Origin of the sequence: Saccharothrix tamanrassetensis (assembly GCF_014203665.1) — a bacterium.
Classification (GTDB): domain Bacteria; phylum Actinomycetota; class Actinomycetes; order Mycobacteriales; family Pseudonocardiaceae; genus Actinosynnema; species Actinosynnema tamanrassetense.
This window is the reverse complement of record NZ_JACHJN010000005.1, coordinates 162,168-175,415: the sequence shown is the minus strand read 5'-3', so window position 1 is coordinate 175,415 and position 13,248 is coordinate 162,168. Positions and strand designations below refer to the sequence as shown.

The window sequence follows — 13,248 nt, the reverse complement described above, 5'->3', positions numbered from 1 at the left end:
CCGTCACCCGATCCGGGCAACCATAACGGCCGGCCGATCACCAGACGACGACCTGCCGGACGGCCCCACCCGCCGCCAGACGGGTGAAGCCGTCGTTCACGTCCGAGATTCCCAACCGCCCGGACAGCAACTCGTGGACCGGCAGCTGCCCGGCCCGGTACAGCTCGACGAACCGGGGCACGTCCCGGCGCGGCACGCACGACCCGAGGTAGCTGCCCTTCAGCGTCCGCTCCTCGGTGACCAGGCCGAGCGCGGGCAGCGCCACGGTCCGCGCGGGGTGCGGCAGGCCGACCGCCACGGTGGTCCCGCCCGCCGCCGTGGCCAGGTAGGCCTGTTCCAGCACCGCCACGACGCCCGTGGTGTCGATGACCTTGTCCGCGCCGCCGCCGGTCAGCTCCCGCACGGCCGCCACCGCGTCCGGCCCACCCGCCACGTCGTGGGTGGCGCCCAGCCGCCGCGCCAGTGCCCGCTTGTGCTCCACCACGTCCACCGCGACGACCTGCGACGCCCCGGCGGCCCGCGCGGCGAGCAGCGCGGCCAGGCCCACTCCCCCGAGCCCGAACACCGCGACCCGGTCCCCCGGCACGACCGCCGCGCTGTAGAAAGCCGCCCCGGCCCCGGTGAGCACCGCGCAGCCGAACAGCGCGGCCACGTCGAACGGCAGGTCCGCCGGGATCCGGGTGGCCGACTTCGCCGACACGACGGTGTGCTCGGCGAACCCGGACACCCCGAGGTGGTGGTGGGGCCGGGTGCCGTCGGGCAGCCGCCACCGCCGCCCGCCGCCGAGCAGCGTGCCGTCCCGGTTCGCCGCCGCGCCCGGCTCGCACAGCGCGGGCCGCCCGCCGACGCACCCGCGGCACGACCCGCAGGCAGGCACGAACGACAGCGCCACGTGGTCGCCCACCGAGAACTCCGCGCCGGCCCCGGTCGCCACGACCTCGCCGGCGGCCTCGTGGCCGAGCACCACCGGCAGCGGCCGGAGCCGGGAGCCGTCGATCACCGACAGGTCGGAGTGGCACAGCCCGGTCGCGCCCACCCGCACCAGCAGCTCACCCGGTCCCGGCGGGTCCAGTTCCAGGTCCAGCACCTCCAGCGGACCGCCGACGGACGCCAGCACGGCGCCCCGGACCTTCACGCGACCACCAGCCCCTCCATCGCGGTCCGCAGCCCGGCCGGGATCTCCACCGGCTCACGGGTCGCGCGGTCCACGAAGACGTGCACGAAATGCCCTTCCGCCACCACGGCGTCCCGGTGCTCGGGATAGAACCCGACCTCGTAGCGCACGCTGGACCGGCCGAGCTTCCCGACGCGCAGTCCCGCGTCCACGGCTTCCGGGAACGCGATGGAGGCGCGGTAGTCGCAGTGCGACTCCACGCACAGCCCGATCGCCAGGCCGTCGTGGATGTCCAACCCCGCCACCGTGATCAGCCAGGTGTTGATCACGGTGTCCATGAACGCGTAGTGGACGACGTTGTTCACGTGCCCGTACACGTCGTTGTCCGCCCAGCGGGTGGGAATCCGCTGCCAGTGCCGGTAGTCCTCGCGCACGCGACCTCCTCGTCGGTCGAGCACCCCCGCCGTGCACGGCAGGGCGAGGTCGGTCGGCCGAAGACCTCCGGGCGAGCCTATCCACCAGTGTTGGTTTCCGGCCCGCCCGCGCACCGCACGTCAAGTGGCCTCAACGAGTTGTGTCCGGGCGGGCCTGTCGGTTTCCCGACAGGCCCGCCCGGTCGGACGAGCGGATCCCGCGCCCGGGCCGCGCTCCGGCTCAGGGCCGGCCGGGCGCGAGCCGCTACCCCGACCGCCGAGTCCCGGCCCGGGTGGGTGTCCCGGTCTCGACGAGACCGGTCAGGGCCCGCGGCAAGGGGCCCCGGTGCAGGACGCCCAGGCGTTGCGTGGCGCGGGTGAGGGCGACGTAGAGCTCGGCCGCGCCGCGCGGGCCGTCGGCGAGGATCCTCTCCGGTTCCACGACCAGGACGGCGTCGAACTCCAGGCCCTTCGTCTCCGAGGCCGCCACCGCGCCCGGCACGCCCGGCGGCCCGATCACGACGCTGGTCCCCTCGCGACCGGCCTCGTCCCGGACGAACTCGTCGACGGCAGCGGGCAGTTCGTCCTCGGTGACCCGCCTGGACCACGGCCGGACGCCGCACGCGCGGACCGACTCCGGCGGCTGGACCTCGGGGGCGAACTCGGCGAGCAGCGCGGCGGCGACGGCCATGACCTCCGCCGGGGTGCGGTAGTTCACCGTCAGCGACCGGTAGACCCAGCGGCCGGGCACGTACGGCTCCAGCATCGCGGCCCACGACGTCGCCCCGGCCGCCGACCGGCGTTGGGCGAGGTCGCCGACCACCGTGAAGGACCGGCCGGGACAGCGCCGCATCAGCACCCGCCAGTCCATCTCGGACAGTTCCTGCGCCTCGTCCACCACGACGTGCCGGTAGGTCCAGTTCCGGTCCGCGGCGGCGCGTTCCACGAGTTCACGGGTGTCCCGCTCGACGAAGCGGTCCGCCAGGTCCTCGGCGTAGAGCAGGTCCGTGGCGAACAGGTGGTCCTCGTCGTCCATCGAGTCCTGACGTCCGACGAGGCCGTCCAGCACGCCGGCGGCGTACTCCGCCTCGGCCTTCCGCTGCCGCTCGGCGGTCCGGTCGACCGCCTCGTCCCGGCCCAGCAGGTCGACCAGTTCGTCCAGCAGCGGCGCGTCCGACACCGTCCACGCGTCGCCGTCGGCGCGGAACAGCGCCTGGTCGGCACCTGCCGCTCGCAACCGCTCAGGAGAGGAGTACAGCGTTGCCAACACGTCTTCCGGCGTCAGCACCGGCCAGAGCTCGTCCAGCGCGGCGGTGAACCCGTCGTCGCCCGCGAGTTCCTTGACCAGGTCCGCCCGCAGGCGCTCCCAGGTCTCCCGGTCCGACCGGGTCAGCCAGTTCCGGCCGATCCGGGCGATCGCCCGTTCGGTGAGCACGTACGTGACGATCTCGCGGAACACCGCGCGGGCCTCGTTGTGCGGCTGCCCGCTCGCGCGCGCCTCCTCTCGCGCCCATTCCGCGGTCTCGGCGTCGATCCGCACCGCGAGGCCCGCCAGTTCGAGGAACAGCGGGTGCTCCGGCAGCCGCTGCCGGTCGGCGATCGCCGCCGCGAGCACGTCCAGGATCTTCAGCGACCCCTTGAGCCGCGCGGCTTCCGGGGTGTCCTCGGCGGTGACGCGCAGACCGGGCACGAAGTCGCCGGTGGTCATGAACACCACGTCGGACTCGCCCAGCGACGGCAGGACACGGCCGATGTGGTTCAGGAACGCCGGGTTCGGCCCGACCACGAGCACACCGTGGCGCTCCATCCGCTCCCGCTGGGTGTAGAGCAGGTACGCGACGCGGTGCAGCGCCACCACGGTCTTCCCGGTGCCCGGACCACCCTCGATCACCAGCACCCCGGGGTGGTCGAGCCGGATGATCTCGTCCTGCTCGGCCTGGATCGTGGCCACGATGTCGCGCATCCCGTCACCGCGCGGCGCGTTGACCGCCGCGAGCAGGGCCGCGTCGCCCTGCTCGCCACCACGGGGGCGGCCGAGCACCTCGTCGGTGAAATCGACCACCTGACGCCCGCGGGTGTGGAACTGGCGGCGCCGGCGCATGTTCTCCGGGTTCGCGGCGGTGGCGACGTAGAACGCGCGCGACGCCGGTGCCCGCCAGTCGAGCAGCACCGGTTCGTACTCGTCCTCCTCGTCGAAAAGACCGATCCGGCCGATGTACGAGTGCTCGCCGGAAAGGGTGTCCAACCGACCGAAGCACAGCCCGTTGTCCGCCACGTCCAACCGCTTCGCCTCTTTGGCCAGCGCGCGCACCTCGTCATCCCGTTCCATGGCTGTGCCGCCATTTCCGCGCAGCGCCGCGTTGTACTCGCCCTTCACTCGCGCGCGCTCGGCGTCGAGCCGTGCGTAGAGCCCGGCCACGTAGCTGCGCTCGGACCGCACTTCCTCTTCGTACCCCTGAGTTGACACATGCCCCTCACTGCGGCTGACCGATGTTGCGTTCGGCGGGTTCTCCATCGGGTCATGGACGGCACGCCGATTTCTTTCGTCCACCTCGGGGCCGGACGAGGCCCGGCGTCCGATCGAGGTCGCCGGCCCACGAGGGACCTCGTCCGGTTGCGGCGGGTTGCCCGACTCGATGATCCTGCGCGGTTCACGCGGACAGGGGCGACTTCCCACGGCTGGTCACGCCGAGCTGCGGCGTCGCGGCCATCGCCGTCCCGCCGGTGCGGATTGTGCCGGCCACCACCCTCCCTCGCGCTCGGGTCTCGGACGTCAGGGCCGTTCCCGGCGCGACGGACAGCGGGTCGAGCCTCGTGGTCGGACCGTCCTGCGCCGCGCCGAACGGCACCAGCGGCACGCGGACGTCGGCCACCAGCGGTTCGACGTCGCCGCGCGACCCGTACGTCGACGAACAACACGCGCACCGCACGACCCCTATTTCCGCAGGTTTTCAGCTTCGGCCGGTGATTCTGCGGCACCACCCGGGCCTTGCCGCAAGCCCCGGGGTCCGCTATAAATTGAGAGTGGAAAGAGGTGGGTCCTCCCCTTTCCCGTGTCACGGCACTCATGGCCGGGCTCCCCGTCGCAGTGGAAAATCCAGTCGCCCGACCTCCGCGAGCAGGTCGGAGGCAACGGCGAGCGACCCGTCGGCTGCCACCGCCGCGACCCACGCCCACCGTTGTCCCCGGGATCGCGGCTGACCGCCGAGAGTCGAGCGGCCCGCCCACCGGCCGCCGGCGGCAGCGGTTGGTGTCGACATTCACACTCCCGACTGGTGCGCGCGACCTCCTCGGTGGACCGTTCGGTGGCGGAGACGTGCTCCCCGAGGGGTGGCCGCGACTCGTGCATCCGGGCAGACCACCACACCAACCGTCACCACGGCCCCTCCGCGGCCGGCACGGCGTCCGCCCGCCGGGGTATCGCTGCGTGACCGGACGGACCAAGCTCCGCACCCTCCGCACCGATCACCCGAGTGCGCGCTACCACTCGGACGGTGGTTCCGCGGAAGATCACCCCGCAAGTCGCGCGACCCCGTACATGCCGATGGCTGATCTTTGCACCGCACATCTGCGGCATGAGGACTCCAACCATACGCGACCCACGAGTCAACGGCCCTTTCGAGTGAATTTTGGTAGTACGAAAGAGTTACAGATTCCAGGTCGTATCGAATATCCCCCCTAACGCCGACTAAAATCACCCATAATTGCTTGCACGAGGCACGACCTGCACGGCGCGTGCCCAAAAAGGCGACGGATAGCTCTACGGGGCGTCCCCGTATCGGCCGCTTCCGTATGCCCATTCGGCCTCACTACCGTCAATCCGGCCCAATGAACGAAATCCGATTGGCGGTGTACTGGTGACTGTGACCGATTCGGACGTGGACATCGAACGGCCCCGGCTGAGCCTCGGCACAGCGGCGGCCCGGAACCTGGCCACGACCACCAAGTCCGTCCCGCAGATGCAGGGCATCACCTCCCGGTGGCTGCTCAAGGTGCTCCCCTGGGTGCAGGCCACCGGTGGCGCCTACCGGGTCAACCGCAGGCTCAGCTACGCGGTCGGCGACGGGCGGTTGACCTTCACCAACACCGGCGCGGACGTCCGGGTCATCCCGCAGGAGCTGACCGAGCTGCCGCTGCTGCGCGGCTTCGAGGACGCGCAGGCGCTGGGCGCCCTGGCGGACCGGTTCCGGCAGCGCGAGTACCAGCCCGGCGACGTGATCGTGGAGACCGGCCGTCCCCAGGACCAGGTCGTGCTCATCGCGCACGGCAAGGTGAACAAGATCGGCCGGGGCGAGTACGGCGACCACACCGTGCTCGGCGTGCTGGCCAGCGGCGAGTACCTCGGCGAGAAGGTGCTGTCCGGTCCGCAGGGCGAGTGGGAGTTCACCGCCAAGGCGGTCACCCCGGTCATCGCGCTCATCCTGGGCTGGGAGGAGTTCGAGCAGCTCAACGGCAACGCGGGCGGCCTGCGCGCGCACATCCAGCGGCTGTCCGCGCCCGGCGCGCAGCGGCAGAACGCGCACGGCGAGGCCGAGATCGACATCGCGTCCGGCCACGAGGGCGAGCCCGACCTGCCCGGCACGTTCGTGGACTACGAGACCAGCCCGCGCGAGCTGGAGCTCAGCGTCGCGCAGACCGTGCTGCGGGTGCACAGCCGGGTCGCCGACCTCTACAACCACCCGATGGACCAGGTCGAGCAGCAGCTGCGGCTGACCATCGAGGCGCTGCGGGAGCGCCAGGAGCACGAGATGGTGAACAACCGGGAGTTCGGCCTGCTGCACAACGCCGACCTCAAGCACCGCATCCACACCCGCAACGGCCCGCCCACGCCCGACGACCTGGACGAGCTGCTCGGCGTGGTGTGGAAGGAGCCGACCGCGTTCCTGGCCCACCCGCGGGTGATCGCCGCGATCGGGCGCGAGTTCAACAAGCGGGGCATCTACCCGAGCAGCGTGGACCTCGGCGGCCACCAGGTGCCCGCCTGGCGCGGCGTGCCGATCCTGCCGTGCAGCAAGATCGGCATCAGCAAGACCCGCACCAGCTCCGTCATGCTGCTCCGCGCCGGCGAGCAGAACCAGGGCGTGATCGGCCTGCACCAGACCGGCATCCCCGACGAGTACCAGCCGGGCCTGAGCGTGCGGTTCATGGGCATCGACGAGAAGGCGATCATCTCCTACCTCGTCAGCGCCTACTACTCGGCCGCGATCCTGGTGCCCGACGCGCTCGGCGTGCTGGAGAACGTGGAACTCGGCCGCGAAGACCAGTCCTGACAACGAGATTGGGAACCTGACGTGACCGTGACCGACCCCGTCCTCGACGCCGAAGAGGCCGAGCAGCGGCGGCAGAGCCTGAGCACCGCGAGCGCGCGGAACCTGGCGACCACGACCAAGTCCGTCCCGCAGATGCAGGGCATCTCCCCCAGGTGGCTGCTGCGCAAGCTGCCCTGGGTGCAGACCCAGGCGGGCACCTACCGGGTCAACCGCCGGCTCACCTACGCGGTGGGCGACGGCCGGGTGACCTTCACCAGCACCGGCGCCGACATCCGGGTCATCCCGCAGGAGCTGCGGGAGCTGCCCGCGCTGCGCGACTTCCCGGACGACGAGGTGCTGGCCGCCCTCGCCGACCGGTTCGAGCAGCGCGAGTTCGCCCCCGGCGACGTGCTGGTGCAGCAGGGCCGGCCCGCCGAGGAGGTCCACCTCGTCGCGCACGGCAAGGTGAACAAGGTCGGCCAGGGCGAGTACGGCGACCAGACCGTGCTGGACACGCTCGCCGACGGCGACCACTTCGGCGACGAGGTGCTCACCGGCCAGGAGGCCGAGTGGGAGTTCAGCGTCAAGGCCGTCACGCCGGTCGTCGTGCTGGTGCTGTCCCGGCGCTCGCTGCAGCAGCTCGACGGCCGGGCCGACGGGCTGCGCGCGCACCTCGACCGGCTGACCCGCAGCCGGCTCAAGCCGCAGAACAAGCACGGCGAGGCGGCGATCGAGATCGCCTCGGGCCACGACGGCGAGCCGGACCTGCCGGCCACGTTCGTGGACTACGAGCTGTCGCCGCGCGAGTACGAGCTGAGCGTGGCGCAGACCGTGCTGCGGGTGCACTCCCGGGTCGCCGACCTCTACAACCACCCGATGAACCAGACCGAGCAGCAGCTGCGGTTGACCGTCGAGGCCCTGCGCGAGCGGCAGGAGTACGAGATGATCAACAACCGCGAGATCGGGCTGCTGCACAACGCCGACCTCAAGCAGCGCATCCACACCCGCACCGGCCCGCCCACCCCCGACGACCTGGACGACCTGCTCAGCAGGCGGCGCAAGACGGCGTTCATGCTGGCCCACCCGAGGGCGATCGCCGCGTTCGGCCGGGAGGCGTCCAAGCGCGGCCTGTACCCCGGCACGGCCGACGTGGACGGCACGAAGGTGATCACCTGGCGCGGCGTGCCGATCCTGCCGTCGAACAAGATCCCGATCAGCGACCACGGCACCAGCTCGATCCTCGCCATGCGCGTCGGCGAGCAGGACAACGGCGTGATCGGCCTGCACCAGACCGGCATCCCCGACGAGTACCAGCCGGGTCTGAACGTGCGGTTCATGGGCATCGACGAGAAGGCGATCATCTCCTACCTCGTCAGCGCCTACTACTCGGTGGCGGTCATGGTGCCCGACGCCCTCGGCGTGCTGGAGCACGTGGAGATCGGCCGCTACTAGCGGCACACCGGTGAACGGCGGCCGGGCGTGGGCGCCCGGCCGTCCGACCACTCCTGCGCGCGGCTCTCCGGGCGCACCCCCCGAACAGGAGTCAGCCGATGACCGACCTCGACGTCACCCCCGCGCACCGGTCCGCGCGCGAGGTGCTGAGCTGGAGCCGTGCCGGCGTGGACCCGGCGCTGCGCACGGCGGTGGACCGGCTGCCGGAGTCGATGCGGGCGATCGCGGGCTACCACTTCGGGTGGTGGGACGAGCACGGCCGCCCGACCGGCGCGGACGCCGGCAAGGCCATCCGGCCGGCGCTGGTGCTGCTCGGCGCGCAGGCGGTGGGCGGCACCGCGCAGGGCGCGCTGCCGGCGGCCGTGGCGGTGGAGCTGGTGCACAACTTCTCGCTGCTGCACGACGACGTGATGGACGGCGACACCACCCGGCGGCACCGGCCGACCGCGTGGAGCGTGTTCGGGGTGAACGCGGCGATCCTGGCCGGCGACGCGCTGCTGACGCTGGCGCTGGACCTGCTGGCGGGCAGCGGCCACCCGGCGGCGGCCCGCTCGATCCGGCTGCTGGCCGAGGCGACGCAGCGGCTGAACGACGGGCAGGCGGCCGACCTGTCCTTCGAGGAGCGCACGGACGTGCGGCTCGACGAGTGCGTGCGGATGGCGGAGAACAAGACGGCCGGGCTGATCGGGGTGGCGTGCGCGCTGGGCGGGCTGTTCGGCGACGGCCGGCCCGACCAGGTCGAGCAGCTGCGGCAGTTCGGCGAGCACACCGGGCTGGCGTTCCAGTTCGCCGACGACGTGCTGGGCATCTGGGGCGACCCGGAGGTGACCGGCAAGCCGGTGTACTCGGACCTGCACAACCGCAAGAAGTCGCTGCCCGTGGTGGCCGCGCTGACCTCGGGCACGCCGGCGGGCCGGGAGCTGGACGCGCTCTACCACACCGACGGCCGGCTGTCCGGGGTCGAGCTGGTGCGCGCGGCGGAGCTGATCGAGGCCTCCGGCGCCCGCGCGTGGAGCCAGGGCCGGGCCGACGACCTGCTGGCGCAGGCGCTGGTCCACCTGCGGTCCGCCGAGCCGGCCGAAGGCGCCGAGCGGGAACTGGGCGCCCTCGCCCGCCTCGCCATCCACCGCGACCACTGAGTCCCGCGTCCCCTCCAGTCAGGAGCCCGGCATGGTCCTTCCCGTTGTGCTGCTCGCGTCGCCCCGGTCGTTCTGCGCCGGCGTCGAGCGGGCCGTGGAGATCGTCGAACAGCTGCTGGAGCAGCGCGGCGGACCGATCCACGTCCGCAAGCAGATCGTGCACAACACGCACGTGGTCGCCGAGCTGGAGGAGCGCGGCGCGGTGTTCGTGGACGAGCTGGACGCCGTGCCCGACGGCGCGACCGTGGTGTTCTCCGCCCACGGGGTGTCCCCGGCCGTGCGCCGGGAGGCGGCGCGGCGCGGGCTGGACGTGGTGGACGCGACCTGTCCGCTGGTGACGAAGGTGCACGCGGAGGCGCGGCGGTTCGTGGCGCGCGGCGACACGGTGGTGCTGATCGGGCACGCCGGGCACGAGGAGGTGGAGGGCACGCTCGGCGAGGCCCCGGACCGGATCGTGCTGGTGGACTCCGTCGCGGACGTGCGGGCGCTGGAGGTGCCCGATCCGACGAAGGTCTCCTACCTGACGCAGACGACGCTGGCGGTGGACGAGACCACCGAGGTGGTGGCCGCGCTCAAGGCCAGGTTCCCGGCGTTGCGGGGCCCCGCGTCGGACGACATCTGCTACGCCACGACCAACCGGCAGGACGCGGTGCGCGAGGTCGCGGCGGACGCGGACCTGGTGCTGGTGGTGGGGTCGGCCAACTCGTCCAACTCGGTGCGGCTGGTGGAACTGGCCCGCCGCCAGGGCACGCCCGCCCACCTGATCGACGACGTGTCCGACATCCGGCCCGAGTGGCTGGCGGGCGTGCGGGTGATCGGGCTCAGCGCCGGGGCGTCCGCGCCGCCGCGCCTGGTGGACGAGGTGATCACCGCGCTCGGCGCGTGGGACGTGCAGGTGCGCGAGACGACCCGGGAGACCATCCAGTTCACCCTGCCGGCCGCGGTGAGGCGGCGATGACGCTGCTGGAGGCCATCGCGGGCCCGCGCGACGTGCGGGCGCTGCCCCCGTCGGCGCTGCCGGCGCTGGCGGCGGAGATCCGCCGGTTCCTGGTGGAACGGGTGTCCCGCGCGGGCGGGCACCTCGGGCCGAACCTGGGCACCGTGGAGCTGACCATCGCGCTGCACCGGGTGTTCGACTCGCCGCACGACGTGCTGCTGTGGGACACCGGGCACCAGGCGTACGTGCACAAGGTGCTCACCGGGCGGGCGGCGGAGTTCGAGACGCTGCGCCGGGCGGGCGGGCTGTCCGGGTACCCGTCGGCGGCCGAGTCGCCGCACGACGTGATCGAGAACTCGCACGCGTCCACCGCGCTGTCCTACGCGGACGGGGTGGCGAAGGGGTTGCGGCTGCGGGGTTCGGACCGCCGGGTGGTGGCGGTCGTGGGCGACGGCGCGCTGACCGGCGGCATGGCGTGGGAGGCGTTGAACAACCTCGCCGGCACCGCGCACCCGGTGGTGGTCGTGCTGAACGACAACGGTCGCTCGTACGCGCCGACCGCGGGCGGGCTGGCCGCGCACCTGGCGGCGCTGCGCGGGGGCCGGCGGCGGACGCTGTTCGAGGACCTGGGGCTGGCCTACCTGGGGCCGGTGGACGGGCACGACCCGCTGGCCGTGGAGGACGCGCTGCGGGAGGCGTCGGCGCTCGGCCGGCCCGTGGTCGTGCACTGCGTGACCCGCAAGGGTGAGGGCCACCCGCCCGCCGAGCGGGACGACGCGGACCGCCTGCACTCGGTGTCGGCGGCCGGGTCCGCCGGCGGTCGCACGTGGACCGACGTGTTCGGCGCCGAGATCGCGGAGATCGGCGCGGACCGGTCGGACGTGGTGTGCCTGACCGCCGCCATGCGCGGGCCGACCGGCCTGGACCCGTTCGCCGCCAGGTTCCCGGACCGGGTGTTCGACGTGGGCATCGCGGAGCAGCACGCCGTGACGTCGGCGGCCGGGCTGGCGCTGGCCGGGCTGCACCCCGTGGTGGCGGTGTACGCGACGTTCCTGAGCCGGGCGTTCGACCAGGTTCTGCTGGACGTGGCGCTGCACCGGCTGCCGGTGACGTTCGTGCTGGACCGCGCCGGGGTGACCGGGCCGGACGGCCCCAGCCACCACGGCATGTGGGACGCGTCCGTGCTGCCGGTGGTGCCGGGGTTGCGGCTGGCCGCGCCGCGCGACCCGGCACAGCTGCGCGAGCTGCTGCGGGAGGCGGTGGCGGTGGCGGACGGGCCGACCGCGGTCCGCTACCCGAAGTCGTCCGCCGGGCCGGACATCCCGGCGCTGCGCCGGGTGGGGCGGTGCGACGTGCTGCGCGACGAGCCGGACGCGGTGGGGCTGCTGGTGGCCGTCGGGCCGATGGCGCAGGCGTGCCTGGAGGCCGCCGAGGAGCTGGCCGGGCACGGCGTGCCGGTGAGCGTGGTCGACCCGCGCTGGATCGCGCCGCTGGACCCCGCGCTGGTCAAGATCGCCGCGTCGCACCGGCTGGTGCTCGCCGTGGAGGACACCACGTCCACCGGGGCGCTGGGCGGACGGCTCGCGCAAGCGCTCGCGGTGGTCGGCGCGCCGACCCGGGCGGGCACGTTCGCGCTGCCCCCGAGCTTCCTCCCGCACGGAACGCGGGCGGAGATCCTGCGGGCGCACGGGCTCGACGCGGCCGGCATCACCACGACCGTCCTGAAACGACTGAAGGAGCACAGTTGACCGCACTGCAACTGGCACCGCCGGTGCGGCGACGCCGGCCGTCCCGCAAGCTGTCCGTCGGCGGCGTCGAGGTCGGCGGCGACGCGCCGGTCACCGTGCAGTCCATGACCACCACGCCCACCGCCGACGTCGAGGCGACGCTGCGGCAGATCGCCGAGCTGACCGCCGCCGGCTGCGAGATCGTGCGGGTCGCCGTGCCGTCGCAGGACGACGCCGACGCGCTGCCCGCCATCGCGCGCAAGTCGCCGATCCCGGTGGTGGCCGACATCCACTTCCAGCCCCGGTACGTGTTCGCCGCGATCGACGCCGGGTGCGCGGCGGTGCGGGTGAACCCGGGCAACATCAGGAAGTTCGACGACAAGGTGGGCGAGATCGCGCGTGCGGCGGGCGGCGCGGGCGTGCCGATCCGGATCGGGGTGAACGCCGGCTCGCTGGACCAGCGGCTGTACCGCAAGTACGGCAAGGCCTCGCCGGACGCGCTGGTCGAGTCGGCGCTGTGGGAGTGCTCGCTGTTCGAGGAGCACGGGTTCACCGACCTCAAGATCTCGGTGAAGCACCACGACCCGGTGGTGATGGTCGCCGCCTACCGGCAGCTGGCCCGTTCCTGCGACTACCCGCTGCACCTCGGCGTCACCGAGGCCGGGCCGCTGGTGCAGGGCACGGTGAAGTCGTCGGTCGCGTTCGGCGTGCTGCTGTCGGAGGGCATCGGCGACACGATCCGGGTGTCGCTGTCCGCGCCGCCGGTGGAGGAGGTCAAGGTGGGCGCGCAGATCCTGGCGTCGCTGGGTCTTCGGCCGCGCAAGCTGGAGATCGTGTCGTGCCCGTCGTGCGGGCGGGCGCAGGTCGACGTCTACAAGCTGGCGGAGCAGGTCACCGCCGCGTTCGAGGGCTTCCCCCTGCCGCTGCGGGTCGCCGTCATGGGGTGTGTGGTCAACGGTCCCGGTGAGGCCAGGGAAGCGGACCTGGGCGTCTCGTCGGGCAACGGCAAGGGGCAGATCTTCGTGCGGGGGGAGGTGGTGCGCACCGTCCCCGAGTCGCGGATCGTGGGAGCACTCCTGGAGGAGGCGATGAAGCTGGCGGAAGCGGTCGAGTCGGAGCCCGCCTGAGGAACTCGCCAGCGCCAGCAGGATCTGGATCATCACCAGCACGGTGTCCAGCTGGGCCGCCTGCTGCCGGACGAACGCGCTGCGGTCCTG

Annotated in this window: 10 protein-coding genes; 6 read left to right on the top strand and 4 right to left on the bottom strand. The window is 72.8% G+C overall.

Annotation, left to right across the window (positions count from 1 at the left end; all coding sequences use genetic code 11):
* Window positions 1-37: 37 nt before the first annotated feature.
* The 4 genes from FHS29_RS17270 to FHS29_RS17255 all read right to left on the bottom strand — a co-directional run bounded on the left by FHS29_RS17270 (window position 38) and on the right by FHS29_RS17255 (window position 4,400).
* On the bottom strand, window positions 38-1,135 hold the full coding sequence (locus tag FHS29_RS17270; RefSeq protein WP_184691693.1) for a zinc-binding dehydrogenase: 1,098 nt from the start codon (window positions 1,133-1,135) through the stop codon (window positions 38-40).
* Entirely contained in the window at window positions 1,132-1,548 is a 417-nt protein-coding gene (locus tag FHS29_RS17265; RefSeq protein WP_184691692.1) for an acyl-CoA thioesterase, read from the bottom strand. Before FHS29_RS17265 ends, FHS29_RS17270 begins: the two co-directional genes overlap by 4 nt.
* Window positions 1,549-1,792: 244 nt before the next feature.
* Window positions 1,793-3,994: an RNA polymerase recycling motor ATPase HelR gene (gene helR / locus FHS29_RS17260; protein ID WP_184691691.1), complete on the bottom strand. Its 2,202-nt coding sequence runs from the start codon at window positions 3,992-3,994 to the stop codon at window positions 1,793-1,795.
* A 184-nt stretch (window positions 3,995-4,178) separates the two neighbouring features.
* Window positions 4,179-4,400: a hypothetical protein gene (locus tag FHS29_RS17255; protein ID WP_184691690.1), complete on the bottom strand. Its 222-nt coding sequence runs from the start codon at window positions 4,398-4,400 to the stop codon at window positions 4,179-4,181.
* 984 nt (window positions 4,401-5,384) lie between these two features.
* On the opposite strand from FHS29_RS17255, the gene FHS29_RS17250 reads away from it, so the two are divergent.
* The 6 genes from FHS29_RS17250 (at window position 5,385) to ispG (ending at window position 13,158) form a co-directional block, all read left to right on the top strand.
* Window positions 5,385-6,797 carry a family 2B encapsulin nanocompartment shell protein gene (locus tag FHS29_RS17250; RefSeq protein WP_184691689.1) on the top strand — a complete coding sequence of 471 codons (1,413 nt, stop codon included), beginning with the start codon at window positions 5,385-5,387 and terminating at the stop codon, window positions 6,795-6,797.
* Window positions 6,798-6,818: 21 nt separating this feature from the next.
* On the top strand, window positions 6,819-8,228 hold the full coding sequence (locus tag FHS29_RS17245) for a family 2B encapsulin nanocompartment shell protein (RefSeq protein ID WP_184691688.1): 1,410 nt from the start codon (window positions 6,819-6,821) through the stop codon (window positions 8,226-8,228).
* 98 nt (window positions 8,229-8,326) lie between these two features.
* Window positions 8,327-9,367, top strand: coding sequence for a family 2 encapsulin nanocompartment cargo protein polyprenyl transferase (locus tag FHS29_RS17240; RefSeq protein ID WP_184691687.1), 1,041 nt, complete (start codon window positions 8,327-8,329; stop codon window positions 9,365-9,367).
* Between the two features lie 31 nt (window positions 9,368-9,398).
* The gene (gene ispH, locus FHS29_RS17235; protein WP_184691686.1) at window positions 9,399-10,325 is read left to right on the top strand and encodes a 4-hydroxy-3-methylbut-2-enyl diphosphate reductase; all 927 of its coding nucleotides are present in this window, start codon (window positions 9,399-9,401) and stop codon (window positions 10,323-10,325) included.
* Window positions 10,322-12,052 (top strand): 1-deoxy-D-xylulose-5-phosphate synthase, encoded by a 1,731-nt coding sequence (locus FHS29_RS17230; RefSeq protein ID WP_184691685.1) that lies wholly within the window; start codon window positions 10,322-10,324, stop codon window positions 12,050-12,052. The genes ispH and FHS29_RS17230 overlap by 4 nt, the downstream gene beginning before the upstream one ends.
* Window positions 12,049-13,158 carry a flavodoxin-dependent (E)-4-hydroxy-3-methylbut-2-enyl-diphosphate synthase gene (ispG, locus tag FHS29_RS17225; RefSeq protein ID WP_184692312.1) on the top strand — a complete coding sequence of 370 codons (1,110 nt, stop codon included), beginning with the start codon at window positions 12,049-12,051 and terminating at the stop codon, window positions 13,156-13,158. Before FHS29_RS17230 ends, ispG begins: the two co-directional genes overlap by 4 nt.
* Window positions 13,159-13,248: the final 90 nt, after the last annotated feature.